This is a genomic window from Desulfovibrio sp. TomC, from assembly GCF_000801335.2.
Taxonomy (GTDB): Bacteria; Desulfobacterota; Desulfovibrionia; order Desulfovibrionales; family Desulfovibrionaceae; genus Solidesulfovibrio.
Window position 1 is genome coordinate 353306 of the sequence record NZ_JSEH01000001.1, and the last position, 17180, is coordinate 370485.

A 17180-nucleotide genomic window follows, 5' to 3' on the forward strand; every position below is an offset into this window, starting at 1 on the left:
CAGAACAATAATAGCAATGAGACTTCTCGCATCCAGGCTGAAACTGACGAAAAAACAAAGAGATATAACTTTCACTACGGTTTTGCCGACACGTCAAGCTATTATCCTAAAAAATAATTATTCTCTTATGGCAATTACAAGATTCACGACCGGGGAGAATACGATGGACACCAAAGGCGTTACGCTTATTTATGCCATAGCGGCCCTGGTTTTGCTCGCCGGCGTTTCCGCAGCAATCCACTCTCAGTACGCAACGACGCTTGGAACGATGCTTGAGGACAATCGGGCGGATCTGGCCACGTATGCCGCCTATTCGGGTTTGAATTATGCTCGGTCACAAAATGATGCCGCCCTGGCGACTCTCCATACCGCCGGAAGTACCGACTTCTCCATGACCAATGGCGTGAGCTTTCGCCTCAACGTAGGCGTCAAGGATACCGGTGCCGGCACCTATCCCGTCACCGTGCTCGGCATGGCCAACCCAGGCACCTCGTATGTATCCAACGCGCTCATGACGGCCAATATTACGCCGGCCTCTTCCGGCGGGACGAACAACTCCTCTGGGAAAAACGTCAACACCGCAAAAAATATCAAAGTTGCCGGGTATGTGGAAGGCGATGTGCTGTCTGAAACCCTGAGCATTCAGGGCGGTTCGACCATTGCCGGCTCCATCACCACAACCTCGCCCACGGCCACCCTCACCATTAGCGGCGGCGTCAAAGTGGGCGGCACAGGCGAATTCGTCTGCTCCAACGCCAACATCACGGTCAGCGGCGGCTCGGATGTGGTTAACGGCGATCTCTACGCCCAGGGCGACGTACTCATCGACGGTGGTGCAACCATCAACGGCAATATCTACGCCAAAGGCAGCGTGACCATAAACGGCGGTTCCAAGGTCTGGGGCAACATCCACAGTCTCTCCACCGTTAATTTTATGAACGGCAGCATGGGAACGGCCTCGACCAAGCAGTACATCTACGCCGCTGACACCGTCACCGTCACTGGCGGTTCGACCATCTATGTCGATATCCACAGCCAAGCCAACATCGACCTGCAAAATATCACGATTTACGGAAACATGTACGCCAAGAGCGGCGTCACAGAGACGCAGTGGAATACCCATCTGTATGGCAACATCTACACGAATCCAACAGCCCCGACGCCCCCGGTGGCCTGCGCCACCTATACACCGCCGACTGCGCCGACATTTACCGCCACAACCCCCATCACTATCAACAGCCAAAAAACATTTACTGCTGGAAACTACTACTACACCACATTCAGTACGGCCTGGACTGACATTTGCTTCGATGTGTCTGCCGGAGATATCAACATCTTCGTTTCAGGAGATGCCTCAAGCAATGCAACGATCTACGTTAAGACGTCTACAAACGGAAATTGCTTCAATAATAGCAACAAAATGGATAGCATTGACGAAACATTCTATACTTCCGCCGCCAAAATATTCCTTTATACCGGGGGTAAATTTACACTTGGCGGCGGAGTTGACTGGTTTGGAACAGTACTCGCTTCAGGAAGTATCTATCCTGCCGGCGGATCGTCTATTATTGGTTCGCTGCACAGCATAAACGGAACAGTCAATCCGGATGGGTCATGGTACGAAATAAAATACGTCGAATCAAACTACCTCAGCAACCATTAACCCCCCCTGCCGCGCACCATCCATAAAAAAAGGCCGGATCACTCCGGCCTTTTGGCGTTTTACAAGCAGGCAGGGCGCGTATCACACACCCATGATGTTGTAGCCGGAATCGACGAAGATCACTTCACCGGTGGTGCCCGACGACAGGTCGGACGCCAGATACAGGGCGCAGCGGCCGATGTCTTCCAGGGTGATGTTGCGCCCCAGCGGCGAACGGTTTTCGATGGTCTCCAAAATGGTGCGGAACCCATGGATGGCCGAGGCGGCCATGGTCTTGACCGGGCCGGCGCTGATGGCGTTGATGCGTACGCCGCGCTTGCCAAGATCCACGGCCAGATAGCGCACGCTGGCCTCCAGTGCGGACTTGGCCACGCCCATGGCGTTGTAGTTGGCGACAACCCGCCCGGCGCCGTAGTAGCTCAGCGTCATAACCGACGCGCCAGGGGACAACAGCGGCTCAAAGGCCCGGCACAGGGCCACCAGCGAATAGGCCGACACGTCCAGGGCCACGCGGAACCCCTCCCGGCTGGTGTCGATAAACCGGCCGGTCAGATCCTCGCGGTTGGCATAGGCAATGGAGTGGACCAGCGCGTCCACGCTGCCCCACTGCTCCTGGACGACGCCGGCCGCAGCTGCGATCTCCTCGTCGCTGGAGACGTTGCATTGAAAGATGAAGTCAGCTCCAAGCGCGGCGGCAATGGGCTCAATGCGCTTGCGGATGGGTTCTGCGGCGTAGCCCAGGGCCAGCTTCGCCCCTTGTTCGGTCAGAGACTTGGCAATGCCGTAGGCAATGCTGCGTTCGTTGACCACACCAAAGACCACGGCTTTTTTATCCTGCATCAACATAGGAAAGTCTCCTCCCCGGCCCAACAGGCTGCCGGTCGCACGGCTTTGTTACAGACGGACTTCGGCCTCGCGCATGATGCCGGACAGGAGCAGATCCAGTACGCGGTCCACGCGTTCGCGGTCGGTATCGTCATAGAGATTGAGGCCGCCAAACACCCCGCTTTGCCGGGAGCGTACCGCCAGGAAGATGCCGGCGCCGCCAAGCACGGCCACCACCGCCGTCAGATCCAGGGATTCGGGCACCTCGCCGGTGACGGTTTCGAAAAATTCCAGGGCCGCGCGGACACGCGGGTATTCGAGCAGGCGGGTGTAGCGGTTGCGGGTCATAAGCTCCCAGGCCAGGATGTCCAAGGTGCGCGGCCGGGCGAGCAGGCCCCGGATGGTCGCCTTGAAATAATGGGCCAGTTGGGCCCGGGGCGGCATGGCGGCAAACCGGTCGGCCACATCCTCGCGCAGCTCGGCAACCGTCGGCCAGAAAGCCGCAGACTGGCCAAAGGCTGTGACGATATCGTCAAGATCCTGGAAATGGCGCAGGACAACCGCCCGCTCCAGTCCGGCCGCCTTGGCCACGACGTCCAGCGACAAGCCATCAAACCCCTGCCGGGCCAGCAAATCGCCGAGGGATTCCAGGATCCGTTGCCGCACAGTGCGCGGCTTGCCTATGGGTATGACTTTGACCCCGGACATACGGTTTCCTAGGCGCGTCGTGCCCGGACAAAGACATCCACAGAGACGAGCAAGGCCAGGACCATGATCGAACCGTCGCGGATAAACGTGACCGTGGAGATGGCGTCATCGGCCTTGGTGGTAAAACAGCCGCACTGGGTGGCAATGCCCTTGTGCTGGGCCCAGGCCATGGCCGACAGGAACACGGCCATCATGAGACAACCGGACAGGGCCGCCCCCCGAGCGGCAAACCCGGTCAGCAGACAGACCCCCACCACCACCTCGATCCAGGGCAGGGTGAGCGCCACACCGGCGACCGCCATGTCCGGCAAGATCTGATAATTGCGAATGATCTTGGCAAAGGCCATGGGATCGACGATCTTGTCCCAGGCCGCTGCCAGAAAAATAAGACCCAGAGCCATGCGGGCCAGGATGCCAAACACTCTCATGCGCCGCCCTCCGTAGGCCCGCCAACGAGCAGCCAGCCTTCAAAACCATCCGGCATGACCGTGACATACGAGAATCCGGCAGTGCGCAATGCTTCGCCCAGTTCCTTGCTTTTATCACACAGCAAATTCCCGCAATAGACCACGATGCGATCCTCGGGGGCAAGCCCAAGGGATTTGGCCGCCGCGTCCAGGTCGCCGTACATGGTTTCCTGCGGCAGGTTCTTGGCCCCGGCCACCCGGTGCATGGCAAATTCATCCGCTGTGCGGGCGTCCACAAAGACCACCCCGGGCTTGCCGAGCATGGTCAGGGCTGCGTGGGGATCAATGGTTTCAAGCCCGCGCCGCAGCGCATCACGCTTGTCCAGGGCAGCGAAATCCACCACCCAGGGCACCGGTTCCGCCCGGGCCATGTTCATGGCCACGGACAAGCCTGCTCCCAACACAAGGATGACTGCCAACTCCAGCCACAGCGGCGCCAGCCACCGCGTCGTACCCTGACCCATACGTTCCCGCCTTGACAATATTTCCCGCCCACGAGCATATGCTTGAGGCGCACGGCCCTTGCTATCCTACCCACCGACTAAAACGCAACCCGCAACCCCGGAGACGTCATGCCCCAAGCTGCTGCTCAGGCCCCGATTGAAAACGCCTCGGCTGAGTCCGTTCGCGCCCTGCTGGACGCCACGCGCCCCGGCGGCCTGACCCTGCTCGATGTCCGCATGGAGCCGGAATACGAGGAGTTTCACCTGCCCGGGGCAACCCTTGTGCCTTTGCCCGACCTGCCGGACCGTTTGGGGGAAATCGACAAAGAGAAGCCTGTTGTGGTTTACTGCCGGGGCGGGATGCGCAGCGCCGCTGCCGCCCGTCTCTTGGCCGGAGCCGGATTTCCCCACATCGTCAACATGCTCGGCGGGGCCATGGCCTGGCAGGGAGCGGCCGCAACCGGAACGCCGGATGCCGGCCTGACGCTGCTTTCCGGCAACGAAACCCCGCGCCAGATATTGCGTGCGGCGCTTGGTATGGAAGCGGCCCTGGGCGCTTTTTACAAAAAGCTGGCCGCAGCGGCACAGGACGGCGACACCGCCGCCACGTTCACGCGGCTGGCCCTTTTTGAAGAACGCCATCTGCACCATGTCCACAGCCTGTATGACAAGGAAACCGGCGAAACATCCGATCTGGACACCCTGCTCGCCACGGCCGCGCCTGATTTGGAAGGCGGACTTCCCGCCGCCGACTTTCTGGCCCTGCTCGGCGGCGAACCGACCTCGGCCCGGGAAACCCTGGAACTGGCCGCTTCTGTCGAGGCCCAGGCCCTGGACCTCTATTCCCGGCTGGCCGGGCGCACGAACAATGCGCAGTCAAAAGAGCTGTTCACCACCCTGGCTCTGGAGGAGAAAGCCCACTTGCGCGCCGTAGCTTCCCTTCTGACCCGCCTCCCCAACGCCTGACGACAAGGAGTATCTCATGCAGCCCGTTAATTTTCTGATGAACATCCTGTGGCTTCTCCTCGGCGGCTTCTGGCTGGCCATCGGCTGGTATCTGGCCGGGGTGGTCATGGCCATCACCATCATCGGCCTGCCCTGGACCCGGGCCTGCTTTGTGCTGGGCAACCTGTCCCTGTGGCCGTTTGGCAAGGAAGTCGTGGACCGCCGCGACGTGACCGGCCACGACATCGGCACCGGCACCTTGGGCTTTATCGGCAATGTCATCTGGTTCGTTCTGGCCGGCGTGTGGCTGGCCATCGGCCATCTGCTGGCTGCCGTGGCCAACTTCGTGACCATCATCGGTATTCCCTTTGCCCTGCAGCACCTCAAACTGGCCGGTCTGGCCCTGGCCCCCATTGGCAAGACCGTCATCGACAAACGCTACTAAGCCCCGGGACCCCCATGCAGTATATCCTCCTGGCCCTGGCCCTGACCGCCGGTATGTTCATGCCCGTCCAGGCCGGCATCAACTCCAAGTTGGCCGGCGTGCTGGACGGGGCGATCCCGGCTGCCTTCGTGTCGTTCCTGGTCGGCACCCTGGCCCTGGCCGCCATTTTGGCCGTCATGGGCCAGGGCGTGCCGTTCGCCTCGGCCTATAAAGCCTCACCCTGGTGGTACTGGGTTGGCGGCACCATGGGAGCCTTTTTCGTCACAGCCACCGTGATTCTGGCCCCACGCATCGGCGGCGGGGCCATGATTGCCCTGACCCTGGCCGGGCAGGTGGCGGCCTCCATGGCGCTCGATCACTTCGGCCTGCTCGGCTTTCCGCACATCGCCTTTGACGGCAAACGCCTGGCCGGCTCCATCCTGCTTTTGGCCGGCGTCTACCTGATCCGTTTTTAAACGAACCCGGCACTCCGACCTCCCCTTTCGGTCCCGCTTCGGGACCGATGGCCAGTCGGTGGGCGTTTTTTCGGGGCGAGGCCGGCGCGCAAGCGTCAGCCTCGCCCCGAAAAAAAAGCGTCCCGTCTGCACAAGCCACCACAACCTCCCCATCTCCCGTCCACCCGACCGTCCTCCAGCCTCCACCGTTGGGGGGGCCGGGGGCTTGACGCCCCCGGCGGGGCGTGGGGCAGCGCCCCACTCTTGTCTCTTCGTTCTTCTCCCCCCTCTGGCATCACCCCCGCGCCCGGCGCACGGTGACGGATTCGCCGCCGATGCCCCAGTTATCGCACTCGACTTCCTCGATGATCACCACCGTGGTCTGGGGATTTTTACCCATAACGTCGCGCAGCAGGTTGGTGACGCCCTCGATGAGTCTGGCTTTCTGTTCGGTGGTGGCTCCGTCGCGGGTGATCTTGATATTGACGAACGGCATGGGATGCTCCTTTTATGCGGCCGGGCCGAAGGTTTGGGCGACCAGGGCAGCCGCTTCATTGAGCCAGTCCTGGCGCAGGGCCGGGGTGCTGGTGACCATGGTTTCAAACATGCGGCGCCGCACGTCGGACACGCCGCACAGATCAAAAATGCAGTCTTTCCAGATACGCTCCAAGGGGTCGCCGAAAACGCGCGTTTCGCGCTCGGCAGCGGTATTGGAGGTGTTGAGGATGACGGCGGCCTTGGCGGCCAGCAGTCCTCGCGGCACACCCTCGCCGCCGTCGCCGTCAATAAACTCGTAGGCCACGCCCGGGCGCAGCACCCGGTCCACCCAGCCGGTCAGCACGGCCGGCGGCATCCCCCACCAGTTGGGGTGGACGATGACAAAGCCGTGGGCGGCGGCGGCCTCATCGCAGTGCCGGGCCAGGACGGGGTCCAGGCGCGCGTTGCGGCCAAGTTCCGCGGCCGGGAGCCTGGGATCGAAGCCTTCGCCGTAGAGGTCGTGGAAGCACACGGTGCAGCCAAGGCCGGCCAGGGCGTCGCAGGCGGCCCGGGCCAGGGCATGGTTGAAGCTCCCGGGGTCGGGATGAGCCAGGATGACGCTTATAGCCACGTCAGTCTCCTTGGGTTGCCGGCGAATCGCCGTCCGGGCGATATTCCAGGATGTCGCCGGGCTGACAGGCCAGAAAGGCGCAAATGGCTTCCAGGGTGGTGAAGCGGATGGCCTTGGCCTTGCCGGTTTTGAGGATGGACAGATTCTGGGCGGTGATGCCGACGGCCTCGGCCAGCTCCTTGGAGCTGACCTTGCGCCGGGCCAACATGACGTCGAGATTGACAATGATCGCCATAGCCGGCCTATACTGTCAAAGCCGCGTCTTCGTCCAGACGTCTGGCTTCGTCCATGACCCGGCCGATAACCAGAGCGAGGATCGCCAAAAAGACCAGTACCACTTCGGTACTCCCAACACCCAGGCTGATCATGTGGCGGCCCGGCGGATTGGCTGCCGTGACGGCCAGGGAGAAAAGCGGCGTAAACAGGATTGAACACACAGCCCAGGCCAAAAGCGCCCGGGCGACGCTGCGAAAGGCCAGCACGTTGGCCAGGGAAAAGATGCTGCCCTCTTTGTAAAGGGCGAAAAGCCGGCGTAGGCGCAAGAGCACGACCAGAAGCGCTGCGCCCGGGACCATGGCGGCGACAAAGCACAGCAGGCGCACCCACCCCGGCAACTCGGGCTGAACGGCCAGGGCCGCGGCCTGCCGGGTCATGTCGTCGGGCAGACTGTTGAAGAAGGCCCAGTACAGGGCGGTCAGCGGCACGACGGACAGGGCGGCGGCGAGGGAAGCGGTTTCAAGCAGCCAGCCCTGACGACGGATGTTGTCAAGATTATTCACGGTTTCCATGCAAAGCTCCGTCATTCGACGTTTCCACGCCTCGGTTTCGGGGGAAAGGCCGGCCGATGGTCCCCCGGGTTTCTGCAAGCGTCCAGACCCGAACTTGATAAACGAACTTTTATTATTGTTCAACAATAATTTTTAGCTGTTTATCAGATCCATTTATAAAAAATTCCATCGCTCGTGGAAAAAGCAAAAAATATCAGGCAGGGAGCCCGTAAGCGAGGTATCACCCTGGGCACGGAGGACACATGACCACGCAGACGCAAAAGGACTGGGAACGGCGGGTACTCGCCGCCATGCGGGTGATGGAGGCGGATCTGGACGGCGAGTTGTCGTTGGCCGCCATTGCCGCCGCAGCCAATTTCTCGCCCTATCACTTCCACCGCGTCTTTGCCGGCATCACCGGCGAAACCGTGGGCGCGTGCCTGCGCCGGCTGCGGCTGGAACGGGCGGCCCAGCGCTTGTGCTACGGCGACCAGCCCATTACCAATGTGGCCCTGGAAGCAGGATTTGACGCCCCCGAAGCCTTTGGCCGGGCCTTTCGCAGCGCCTATTCGATGACGCCCACGGCTTGGCGGCGCGCCTGCCGGGAACGCAAAGGTCCCCCTGTTATCGTACAACGCCCACCTATCGTCCAAGAGGAGTTCATGACCATGGAATTGACCGTGACGATCAAGAAATTGCCGCCTACCAAGGTGGCCTGCGTGCGCCACGTCGGACCCTATGACCAGTGCGAAGCGGCCTGGGCAACGTTGTGTGCCCTGGCCGGACCGCTCGGATTGTTCGGCCCGACGACCCAATTCATCGGCATCGGCCACGACTGCCCGCAAATCACGCCGCCGGAGAAAATCCGCTACGACGCCTGCCTGACCGTGCCCGAGAGTTTTGCCGGCACGCCGGACCTGCCGGTGGCTGTCACCGGCGACCGGGAATACGCCAGCGCCGTGGTCAAGGGACCATACACCAAGCTGGCTCCGGCCTATGCCTGGTTGGCCGGGGTCTGGGGACCGCAGTCGGGCCGGAAATTCACCGCCGAGCCGAGCCTGGAAATCTACCTCAATGATCCCAAGACCACGCCGCCCGAAGAATACCTGACGGAAATCCTCCTCGCTCTGGCCCCGGTCAGCTAGTATGCTGTGACGAGGGAACTGGAGGCGAAGAGGCCATCGGCGGCCAAAGGGACTGAGTCCCTTTGGAATCCCCTCCTGGGGTTTGTCTGATTTGACCGGGTACGCTGCCAAGTCGACGGACGGACGTTGCGCAGGAAAAGACGGGAAGAGGCTGGGACCGGGACAACCGATGATTGACTTTGATGGGATTGGTCGTGTCGCCAGCACAATGTCCCGAAATGAAACCGGCCCGGGATGCGTCAACGCGCACCCCGGGCCGGTTTTTGACTTGTCAATGCGGGCGGGCGTTCTCAGCCGCCCCCGACAGCAGCCGTGGCGATGTCCGTATTGGGCAGAATTTTCTCGCCCTTGCCCATTTGGGAAAAAACAGCCCGGGTAAGCCTGCCTGTCGAATCGAGATAGGCAGTCAGGGTAAACGGCACCATAGTCCCTCGCACCATGGCCACCAGCGGGTTGACGGCCATAAATCGCAGATCCTGAAAGGTGACGGTCGTGCCTTCCGGGGTGGCGGCGGCGGATTTGACGGGAAAATCCGTGAACCAGACATACTGGGAAAAAACCGGAGCCGTGCGGCCCAGGGCGTCAAGCTCCGCCCGCCCGGCCCGCTCGAAACGCCGCTCGGGCAGGAGCGTATCCGGCGCGGCAAGGCTCAGGCCTGTCAGCACATACCCGTCCCCTTCCTCGGCAATGATTTTCCACCACAGCGGCGCAAAGGCGTCAGGTTGGGCGATAACGGTCGTCGGCTGCTGTCCCGTGGCCACCAGCAGCGTACGGGCATGGGCGGCCACGGCCTTGCCCATGCCAAAGCCCACAGCGGGCCAGACGAGCATCACGGCCAACCCGGCCACGGCCAGTTTCTTGCGGGCCGCCGGGCGAAACGAGGCCGCCACGGCCAGGGCAATCATGGCCAGGGTGTAGATCGGATCAATGATGAACACCGAGGGGACCGACACCCGGACATCGGAAAACGGCAGAAATATCCCCGTGCCATAGGAAGTAATGCAGTCGAGAAAGAGATGGGACAGCACGCCAAAATAAAAAAGAATAAAGAGTTTGGAGGTCTTTGCCCCTCCGCAAAACCGGGCTGCAACGATGGCCAGGAGCCAGGCGAGCAGCGCTCCGCCAAGCAGGGAATGGGTGTAGCCACGATGGTGGCGCATGTACGCTTCCGCACCAAAAAACGTAACGATATTATCAACATCCGGCATCCAAGCAGCCAGAGCAGACAAGGGAACAAGGGCCTTGGTTTCAGGGAAACGATCCCGGGCGGCCTGGCCGATAAGTACCCCGGCAACGACGTGGGTGACTGGGTCCATGTGACGACTTCCTTGCACTTCAGAGACGGTTTTGTGGAGGATAGGGCTTCTTTCGCATTTGACAAGGATAGCCGCTGCGCTACATTGCCCCCCGGCGCTCTCGCGCCAAAAAATCACCCCCATCTTTTCGGAGCGATCATGGCAGACCATTCGCCGGACACCAAGGAAATGCCGGCCGAGGGCGAATTCGCCGCACTCATGGAGGCCTCTTTGGCCGAACGCGGCGGCGAAATCCACGTTGGAGACCGCATCACCGGACCCGTCATCGCGGTTACCGAGACCACTCTTGTGGTGGACACCGGCACCAAGCTCGATGGCGTGGCCGATAAAGCCGAATTTCTCGACGAAACCGGACAACTTGCCGTAAGCGAAGGCGACGAGGTTACCCTCTACGTCGTCTCTGTCCGCGGCGACGAAGTTGCCCTGTCCAAGGCGCTCACCGGCCAAGGCGGCGCGGAGGCCCTTCGGGAGGCATTCGAGAACGGCATCCCGGTCGAGGGCAAGGTAATCGCCTCGCGCAAGGGCGGATTTGATGTGGAGATCGTCCACCGCCGCGCCTTTTGTCCGGTCAGCCAGATCGATCTGGCCTTTACCGACAATCCCGAGGCCCATGTGGGCCAAATGTACCAATTCGCCATCATCACCTTTGAGCGTGACGGCAAAAACATCGTCGTGTCCCGACGCAAACTGTTGGAACAGGAACGCGTCGAGTCCGAACTGCGCTTTCTGGAGACGGTTGCCCCGGGCGACGTGGTCCCGGCCGTCATCAGCCGCATTGTGGCCTTTGGCGCTTTTGCCGAAGTGGCTCCGGGTCTTGAAGGCCTCATCCACCTCTCCGAGCTGTCCTGGTCCCGGGCCGAAAAGGCCGAGGACGTCGTGGCCATCGGCGAAGCCGTGACCGTCAAGGTCCTGGCCTTTGACCGCGACAAGAAGGGCCGTCCCCGCATCTCGTTGTCCATCAAGCAGGCCGGGGCCGATCCCTGGGACAGCGTTGACGGACAGTTCACGGTTGGGGACAAGGTCGAGGGCAAAGTGGTTCGGCTGGCCGATTTCGGTGCCTTTGTCGAGATCGCCCCGGGCATCGAGGGCCTCATCCATGTCAGTGAAATGAGCCATGTGCGCCGGGTGGCCAAGCCCTCGGACGTGGTTTCCCCGGGCGATTCCGTGACCGTGTCGGTCAAAGACATCGACCTGGCCAAGCGCCGTATCGCGCTTTCCCTCAAGGAAGCCTCGGGCGACCCCTGGCTGGCCGTGGCCGAGACCTTCCCCATCGGATCGACGGTTTCCGGCGTGGTGGAAAACCGCCAGCAGTTCGGCATCTTCGTCAATCTGGCTCCTGGCGTCACCGGGCTTTTGCCGGCTTCCAAGCTGCGCGACGCCCTGGAACCCGGGACCTATGAGAAGCTCAAGATCGGCGACACGGCCTCGGTCGTGGTGTCCGAGATTGATACCGAAAAGCGCAAGTTGACCCTCTCGCCGGTTGGCGGCCAGAAGGAAAAAGAAAACGACGACTGGAAGCGCTTCGTCAAAAAGGAAAAGGCGGCAGCTCCGAGCGGCGGCCTGAACCTCTTGGGCGACATGCTCCAGGAAGCCATGGCTAAGAAGAAAAAGTAAGCCTTTCCCTGTGCTTGGATACTCCGGGCACTGTTGCGGCGGCCCTCTCCCCGACCATTTGGCCGGGGCGTGGGCCGCTTGCGTTGTGGTCGGTTCTTTTGCAATACACCCTCGATACGACGCCGTCCCCCGGACGGACGACGCCCCCCTGGAGGTTTCATGGCTGCCGAGCCGAATAAAATCATTTACTCGATGATCCGCGTCAGCAAGTTCCACGATAAAAAGCCCATCATCAAGGACATCTCCCTGTCCTATTTTTACGGTGCCAAGATCGGCGTGCTGGGCCTCAACGGCTCGGGCAAATCCACGCTGCTCAAAATCCTGGCCGGCGTGGACAAGGATTTCCAGGGCGAGACCGTGCTCACCCCGGGCCATACCATCGGCTACCTGGAGCAGGACCCGCTGGTGGACGTCACCAAGACCGTGCGCGAAGTGGTCGAGGAAGGCGTGGCCGAGACGGTCGCGTTGCTCAAGGAATTTGAAGACATCAACGCCGCCTTTGCCGAGCCCATGGACGACGACGCCATGAATGCGCTGATCGAACGCCAGGGCGAGGTCCAGGAAAAGCTCGACGCCTGCGACGCCTGGGATCTCGACAGCCGCCTCGATCAGGCCATGGACGCCCTGCGCTGCCCGCCGGCGGACACGCCCTGCAACGTCCTGTCCGGTGGTGAGCGCCGCCGAGTGGCCCTGTGCCGGCTCTTTCTGCAAAAGCCGGACATCATGCTCCTTGACGAACCCACCAACCACCTCGACGCCGAGTCCGTGGCCTGGATGGAGCATTTTCTCCACAGCTACCCGGGCACCGTCATCGCCGTCACCCACGACCGCTACTTCCTGGACAACGTGGCCGGCTGGATTCTCGAACTCGACCGGGGCCGGGGCATCCCCTGGAAGGGCAACTATACCTCCTGGCTGGAGCAGAAGCAGGAACGCCTGCGCCAGGAAGAGAAATCCGAGAGCGAACGGTCCAAGACCCTGGCCCGGGAACTGGAGTGGGTGCGCATGTCGCCGCACGGGCGCCACGCCAAGTCCAAGGCCCGCATCGCCGCCTATGAATCGCTGGCCTCCCAGGAAGGCGAACGCATGGCCAAGGACCTGGAGATCTACATTCCGCCCGGACAGCGCCTGGGCAAGAACGTCATTGAAGCTGTTGGCGTGGCCAAGGGCTTTGACGACCGGCTGCTGTTTGAGAATCTGACCTTCACCGTGCCGCGTGGGGCCATTGTCGGCATCATCGGTCCCAACGGCGCGGGTAAGACGACCATGTTCCGGCTCATCACCGGCCAGGAAACACCCGACGTCGGCACCTTCACCCTGGGTGAAACCGTCCAGCTGGCCCACGTTGACCAGAGCCGCGAGGCGCTTGATCCGGAAAAGACCGTGTTTGAGGTGGTGGGCGAAGGCTACGACACCATTCGCCTGGGCACCAAGGACGTCAACGCCCGGGCCTATGTGGCCCGGTTCAACTTCACCGGCCAGGATCAGCAGAAAAAGGTCAAGGTGCTCTCCGGCGGCGAGAAAAACCGCCTGCATCTGGCCCTTATCCTCAAGAGCGGGGCCAACGTGCTGCTCCTTGACGAACCGACCAACGATCTGGACGTCAACACCCTGCGCGCCCTGGAAGAGGCGCTCCTGGCCTTTGCCGGCTCAGCCCTGGTCATCAGCCATGACCGCTGGTTTCTCGACCGCGTGGCCACCCACATCCTGGCCTTTGAGGGTGAAAGCCAGGCCGTGTTCTTCGACGGCAACTTCACCGAGTACGAGGCCGACCGCAAAGCCCGCCTGGGCGCTGCCGCCGACATTCCCCACCGCATCAAGTACCGCCAGTTCAGCCGGGCCTAAACGCCCGGCTGCTCCTGCGGCCAAAGGCCGTCCGCCTCTTTCGAGGCGGGCGGCCTTACTATTGACTCCCCCATTAGCCAAATGGTCGAAAAACATCGTTCGCAAGTCGCCAATCCGTCACGCAAACATCTCCCTAACACGGCCTGTACTGGGCCTTTTCGGCGACGGCCGGACCCAGTGACCTCAGGATGCAAAACAGCCGACCCGGTCCCGTCCTTCCCCGAACAGCGTCGCCTGTCGCCCAGTTGCAAACAAAAAAGGCCGCCCGACGGACGGCCTTTTCGAGGCAAAAAAACGCGCTCCTGAGCAGCGCGGCCGCTCAGCGGTTTTTCACCCGCTGCACCGCCACCATGGATTCGAGATTGAACTTTTTGACCCGATAGCCCATCTGCCGGGGGGTTATGCCCAGCTCCCGGGCCGCCTTGTGCTGGATGCCGCCATGGCGGCGCAGGGCGTCGATAACGACCGATTTTTCCAGGCTTTTAAGCGATGGCGCACCTTCGCCGTCCTCGCCCCGGTCGGACTCGTAGGCATCCTCCCGGCTGGGGATGGTAAGATAAGGCCGGATCAGATCGGCGTCGATACGCTCGTTTTCCGCCAGGATCACCAGCCGCTCGACAAGATTTTCCATCTCGCGCACGTTGCCCGGCCAGTCGTATTCCTTGAGAACGGCCAGGGCCTCGGTGGAAAAGGTCAACTTGCGGCCGTATTCCTTGGAAACCTTGGTGAGAAAATGGATGATGAGGCTTTGGATGTCTTCCTTGCGGTCCCGCAAAGGCGGGGTTTGCAGCGGGAAGACATTGAGGCGGTAGTAAAGGTCCGGTCGAAACGCCCCGGTCTCGGCCAGGGTGGCCAGATCCTTGTTGGTGGCGGCCAGGATGCGTACGTCCACCTGCCGGGTCTTGTTGCTGCCCAGGCGCTCGAATTCCTTGTCCTGGAGCACGCGCAACAGCTTGGCCTGCAGGCCCAGCGGCAACTCGCCGATTTCGTCAAGAAAGATGGTGCCCTTGTTGGCTTCTTCAAAACGGCCGGGTTTGGTCTGGTCCGCGCCGGTAAAGGCCCCTTTTTCGTAGCCGAAAAGCTCGGATTCCAGCAGATTCTCCGGGATCGAGGCGCAGTTGACCTTGATGAACGGATAGTCCTTGCGCTCGGACAGGTCATGGATGATGCGGCCGATGAGCGTCTTGCCGGTACCGGATTCGCCAAGGAGCAGAACCGTGGCCCGGGTCGGGGCGACCTTCTCGATCTGGCGCTGCACATCCTGCATGGCCAGGCTCTTGCCCACGATGTAAAGCCCCCGCGACTCCTGGGAAAGCTTGTATTTGAGCGAGACGTTTTCGCGCTTTAAGACCTCGACCTTGGCCTCATACTTCTGGTTTAAGCTCATGAACTGGGCAATGAGCGTGGCCACGACGGTCAAAAAGGCCTCGTCTTCCTCGAAATCGACCTCATCGCCAAAGAGTCTGTCCACATTAAGCACGCCAAGGGGCTGGCCGTGGAGAACAATCGGCACGCCGATAAACGATATGCGGTCGCGCTCGATCGTACGCGACTGGGTCTTGTCCAGAAAGAGCGGTTCGTTGCGGATATCCGGCACCACGTAGGGTTTGGCGGTCTGAAAAATCAGGCCTGTCACCCCTTCGTTTAAGCCGTACACGCCCCGCCGCTTTTCCTCTGGGGACAGCCCCTGGGAAACGCTGATGACGAGCTTGCCCGTGGAACGGTCAATCAAGGTGATGGTGGCCCGTTTCATGGACAAGGTCTCGGCCAGGATGCGCAAAATGTCCTGTAATGACTGCTCTAAATCAAGAGCCTTGTCGATGATGCCACTTATGGCCTGCAGGCAGCGGAGCTGCAGATTTAACGTCTTTGAAGCCATCGGGTGAGTTCCGCCATCTGGTTGGTCACGGATTGGGGACCGGCCCCGCCGGGTCCATTGCGTCTGGCCACGGCGGTTTCATACCGCAGCGCCTCGAAAACATCCTCGTGTATAAGCGGGGAAAATACACGCAATTGGTCCAGGGTCAATTGCTCCAGGGCAATCCCCAGAGACTCGGCCTGAGCCACGGCCCGGCCCGTGATATGATGGGCCTCCCGAAAGGGTACGCCCTTGGCCGCCAGATAGTCGGCCAGCTCAGTGGCGTTTAAAAAGCCCTGGGTCAGCGCCTCGCGCATCCGCTCTGGCCGAAAGACCAGCTCGGACAGCATGCCGGCCATGACCCGCAGCGAGGCCCGTACCGTGTCGTCGGCGTCGAAAAACGGCTCCTTGTCTTCCTGAAGATCCCGGTTGTACGTCAGGGGCAGCCCTTTGACCACCGTCAAAAGCCCCATAAGCGAACCGTAGACCCGCCCCACCCGGCCGCGCATCAGTTCTGCGGCATCGGGATTTTTTTTCTGGGGCATGATGCTCGACCCGGTGGCATAGGCATCGGGCAGGGAGACATAGCCAAAACGCGGGTTGGCCCACAGGATGATCTCTTCGCAAAAGCGACTCAGATGGGCCATGATGACCGAGGCGTCAAAAAGGGCTTCAAGGGCGAAATCCCGGTCGGACACCGCGTCCATGCTGTTGCCGAAGGCATGGGAAAAGCCCACGCTCCGGGCCACCATGGCCGGGTCGAGCGGATAGGTGGTGCCGGCCAGGGCCGCCGCGCCCAGGGGCGAGACCCGCACGCGCTTGAGTGCGTCTTCGGCACGCTCACAGTCGCGTTTGAACATCCAGGCATAGGCCAGTAGGTGATGGGCCAAGGAAACCGGCTGGGCCGGCTGCAAATGGGTGCAGCCCGGCAGCAAGGTGTTCTGGTGTTCGGCGGCGCGCTCGATAAAGACCCCGGCCAGTTCGCGCAGAAGCCGCGTCCAGACCTCCAGGCTCTCGGCCACATACAGCCGGAAATCCAGGCAGACCTGATCATTGCGGCTGCGGCCGGTGTGCAGCTTGCCCCCAAGCGGTCCGATCAGTTCGGTGAGCCGCTGTTCCACGTTCATGTGGACGTCTTCCAGCTCCACCCGCCAGGGGAAAGCTCCAGACTCGATTTCATCAAGCACCATATCCAGACCGGCCACAATACGCTCGGCTTCCTCGCCAGCAAGCACGCCGCGCTTGGCCAGCATCCGGGCATGGGCCTTGGAGCCGGCAATATCCTGCTTATACATGCGCCGGTCATAGGACACGGATTCGCTGTAGGCCTCCATCAAGGCCCCAGTCCCCTCGCCAAACCGACCGCCCCACATTTTCGTGGACATAGGAATCCCTCCGGGGGTGAGAAGATGAGGGAAGAGGAACCGGGGGAGGGAACCCCTTTTTGCAAAAAGGGGTTCCCTCCCCCGGACCCCCACCCTCCCCAAAAACTCTTAACGGGGTATCTTTACTTTAAAAACAAACTGTTATTTAACCTGACCGTGGGGCTGTTTCGGGTACGGCGGTCCGCCGCCGTACCCGAAACAGCCCCACAGCC

At 61.5% G+C, this 17180-nt stretch carries 18 protein-coding genes; 7 read left to right on the plus strand and 11 right to left on the minus strand.

The window, feature by feature from the left end; translation table 11 throughout:
- The first annotated feature begins 163 nt into the window (after positions 1-163).
- Positions 164-1663: a polymer-forming cytoskeletal protein gene (locus tag NY78_RS01650; protein WP_231583686.1), complete on the plus strand. Its 1500-nt coding sequence runs from the start codon at positions 164-166 to the stop codon at positions 1661-1663.
- Positions 1664-1744: 81 nt separating this feature from the next.
- On the opposite strand, the gene NY78_RS01655 is transcribed toward NY78_RS01650, so the two are convergent.
- From NY78_RS01655 to NY78_RS01670, 4 genes are read right to left on the minus strand one after another with little or no spacing between them, the layout of a single operon-like run.
- On the minus strand, positions 1745-2509 hold the full coding sequence (locus NY78_RS01655) for an enoyl-ACP reductase FabI (RefSeq protein ID WP_043630782.1): 765 nt from the start codon (positions 2507-2509) through the stop codon (positions 1745-1747).
- A 48-nt stretch (positions 2510-2557) separates the two neighbouring features.
- A complete protein-coding gene (locus NY78_RS01660) occupies positions 2558-3196 on the minus strand; it encodes a TetR/AcrR family transcriptional regulator (protein WP_043630784.1) in 639 nt (212 codons plus the stop codon).
- Between the two features lie 8 nt (positions 3197-3204).
- Positions 3205-3624 carry a MauE/DoxX family redox-associated membrane protein gene (locus NY78_RS01665; RefSeq protein ID WP_043630786.1) on the minus strand — a complete coding sequence of 140 codons (420 nt, stop codon included), beginning with the start codon at positions 3622-3624 and terminating at the stop codon, positions 3205-3207.
- Positions 3621-4127, minus strand: a complete 507-nt coding sequence (locus tag NY78_RS01670; RefSeq protein WP_043630788.1) for a rhodanese-like domain-containing protein — start codon at positions 4125-4127, stop codon at positions 3621-3623. Before NY78_RS01670 ends, NY78_RS01665 begins: the two co-directional genes overlap by 4 nt.
- Positions 4128-4235: 108 nt before the next feature.
- Between NY78_RS01670 and NY78_RS01675 the strand changes: the two genes are divergently transcribed.
- The 3 genes from NY78_RS01675 to NY78_RS01685 are packed head-to-tail and all read left to right on the plus strand — an operon-like array spanning position 4236 to position 5951.
- Positions 4236-5072 carry a rhodanese-like domain-containing protein gene (locus tag NY78_RS01675; protein ID WP_043630789.1) on the plus strand — a complete coding sequence of 279 codons (837 nt, stop codon included), beginning with the start codon at positions 4236-4238 and terminating at the stop codon, positions 5070-5072.
- A gap of 16 nt (positions 5073-5088) precedes the next feature.
- A complete protein-coding gene (locus NY78_RS01680) occupies positions 5089-5496 on the plus strand; it encodes a YccF domain-containing protein (protein ID WP_043630790.1) in 408 nt (135 codons plus the stop codon).
- A 14-nt stretch (positions 5497-5510) separates the two neighbouring features.
- Positions 5511-5951 carry a DMT family transporter gene (locus NY78_RS01685; protein WP_043630791.1) on the plus strand — a complete coding sequence of 147 codons (441 nt, stop codon included), beginning with the start codon at positions 5511-5513 and terminating at the stop codon, positions 5949-5951.
- Positions 5952-6225: 274 nt separating this feature from the next.
- On the opposite strand, the gene NY78_RS01690 is transcribed toward NY78_RS01685, so the two are convergent.
- From NY78_RS01690 to NY78_RS01705, 4 genes are read right to left on the minus strand one after another with little or no spacing between them, the layout of a single operon-like run.
- Positions 6226-6426: a 2-hydroxymuconate tautomerase family protein gene (locus NY78_RS01690; RefSeq protein ID WP_043630792.1), complete on the minus strand. Its 201-nt coding sequence runs from the start codon at positions 6424-6426 to the stop codon at positions 6226-6228.
- A 12-nt stretch (positions 6427-6438) separates the two neighbouring features.
- Positions 6439-7038: an NAD(P)H-dependent oxidoreductase gene (locus NY78_RS01695; protein WP_043630793.1), complete on the minus strand. Its 600-nt coding sequence runs from the start codon at positions 7036-7038 to the stop codon at positions 6439-6441.
- A gap of 1 nt (position 7039) precedes the next feature.
- On the minus strand, positions 7040-7273 hold the full coding sequence (locus NY78_RS01700) for a helix-turn-helix domain-containing protein (RefSeq protein WP_043630794.1): 234 nt from the start codon (positions 7271-7273) through the stop codon (positions 7040-7042).
- 7 nt (positions 7274-7280) lie between these two features.
- Complete coding sequence (locus NY78_RS01705; protein ID WP_043630796.1) at positions 7281-7826, minus strand: DUF2975 domain-containing protein; 546 nt, start codon at positions 7824-7826, stop codon at positions 7281-7283.
- A gap of 242 nt (positions 7827-8068) precedes the next feature.
- On the opposite strand from NY78_RS01705, the gene NY78_RS01710 reads away from it, so the two are divergent.
- Complete coding sequence (locus NY78_RS01710) at positions 8069-8950, plus strand: AraC family transcriptional regulator (RefSeq protein WP_043630797.1); 882 nt, start codon at positions 8069-8071, stop codon at positions 8948-8950.
- Between the two features lie 290 nt (positions 8951-9240).
- On the opposite strand, the gene NY78_RS01715 is transcribed toward NY78_RS01710, so the two are convergent.
- Positions 9241-10266: a metal-dependent hydrolase gene (locus tag NY78_RS01715; protein ID WP_043630799.1), complete on the minus strand. Its 1026-nt coding sequence runs from the start codon at positions 10264-10266 to the stop codon at positions 9241-9243.
- Positions 10267-10404: 138 nt separating this feature from the next.
- On the opposite strand from NY78_RS01715, the gene NY78_RS01720 reads away from it, so the two are divergent.
- Positions 10405-11880 (plus strand): 30S ribosomal protein S1, encoded by a 1476-nt coding sequence (locus NY78_RS01720; protein WP_043630801.1) that lies wholly within the window; start codon positions 10405-10407, stop codon positions 11878-11880.
- A 159-nt stretch (positions 11881-12039) separates the two neighbouring features.
- Entirely contained in the window at positions 12040-13725 is a 1686-nt protein-coding gene (gene ettA, locus NY78_RS01725; protein WP_043630802.1) for an energy-dependent translational throttle protein EttA, read from the plus strand.
- A gap of 319 nt (positions 13726-14044) precedes the next feature.
- Here the strand turns inward: ettA and NY78_RS01730 are convergent, their stop codons facing one another.
- Positions 14045-15604, minus strand: coding sequence for a sigma-54-dependent Fis family transcriptional regulator (locus tag NY78_RS01730; protein ID WP_043630805.1), 1560 nt, complete (start codon positions 15602-15604; stop codon positions 14045-14047).
- Positions 15586-16968, minus strand: a complete 1383-nt coding sequence (gene argH, locus NY78_RS01735; protein WP_043630807.1) for an argininosuccinate lyase — start codon at positions 16966-16968, stop codon at positions 15586-15588. The genes NY78_RS01730 and argH overlap by 19 nt, the downstream gene beginning before the upstream one ends.
- Positions 16969-17180: the final 212 nt, after the last annotated feature.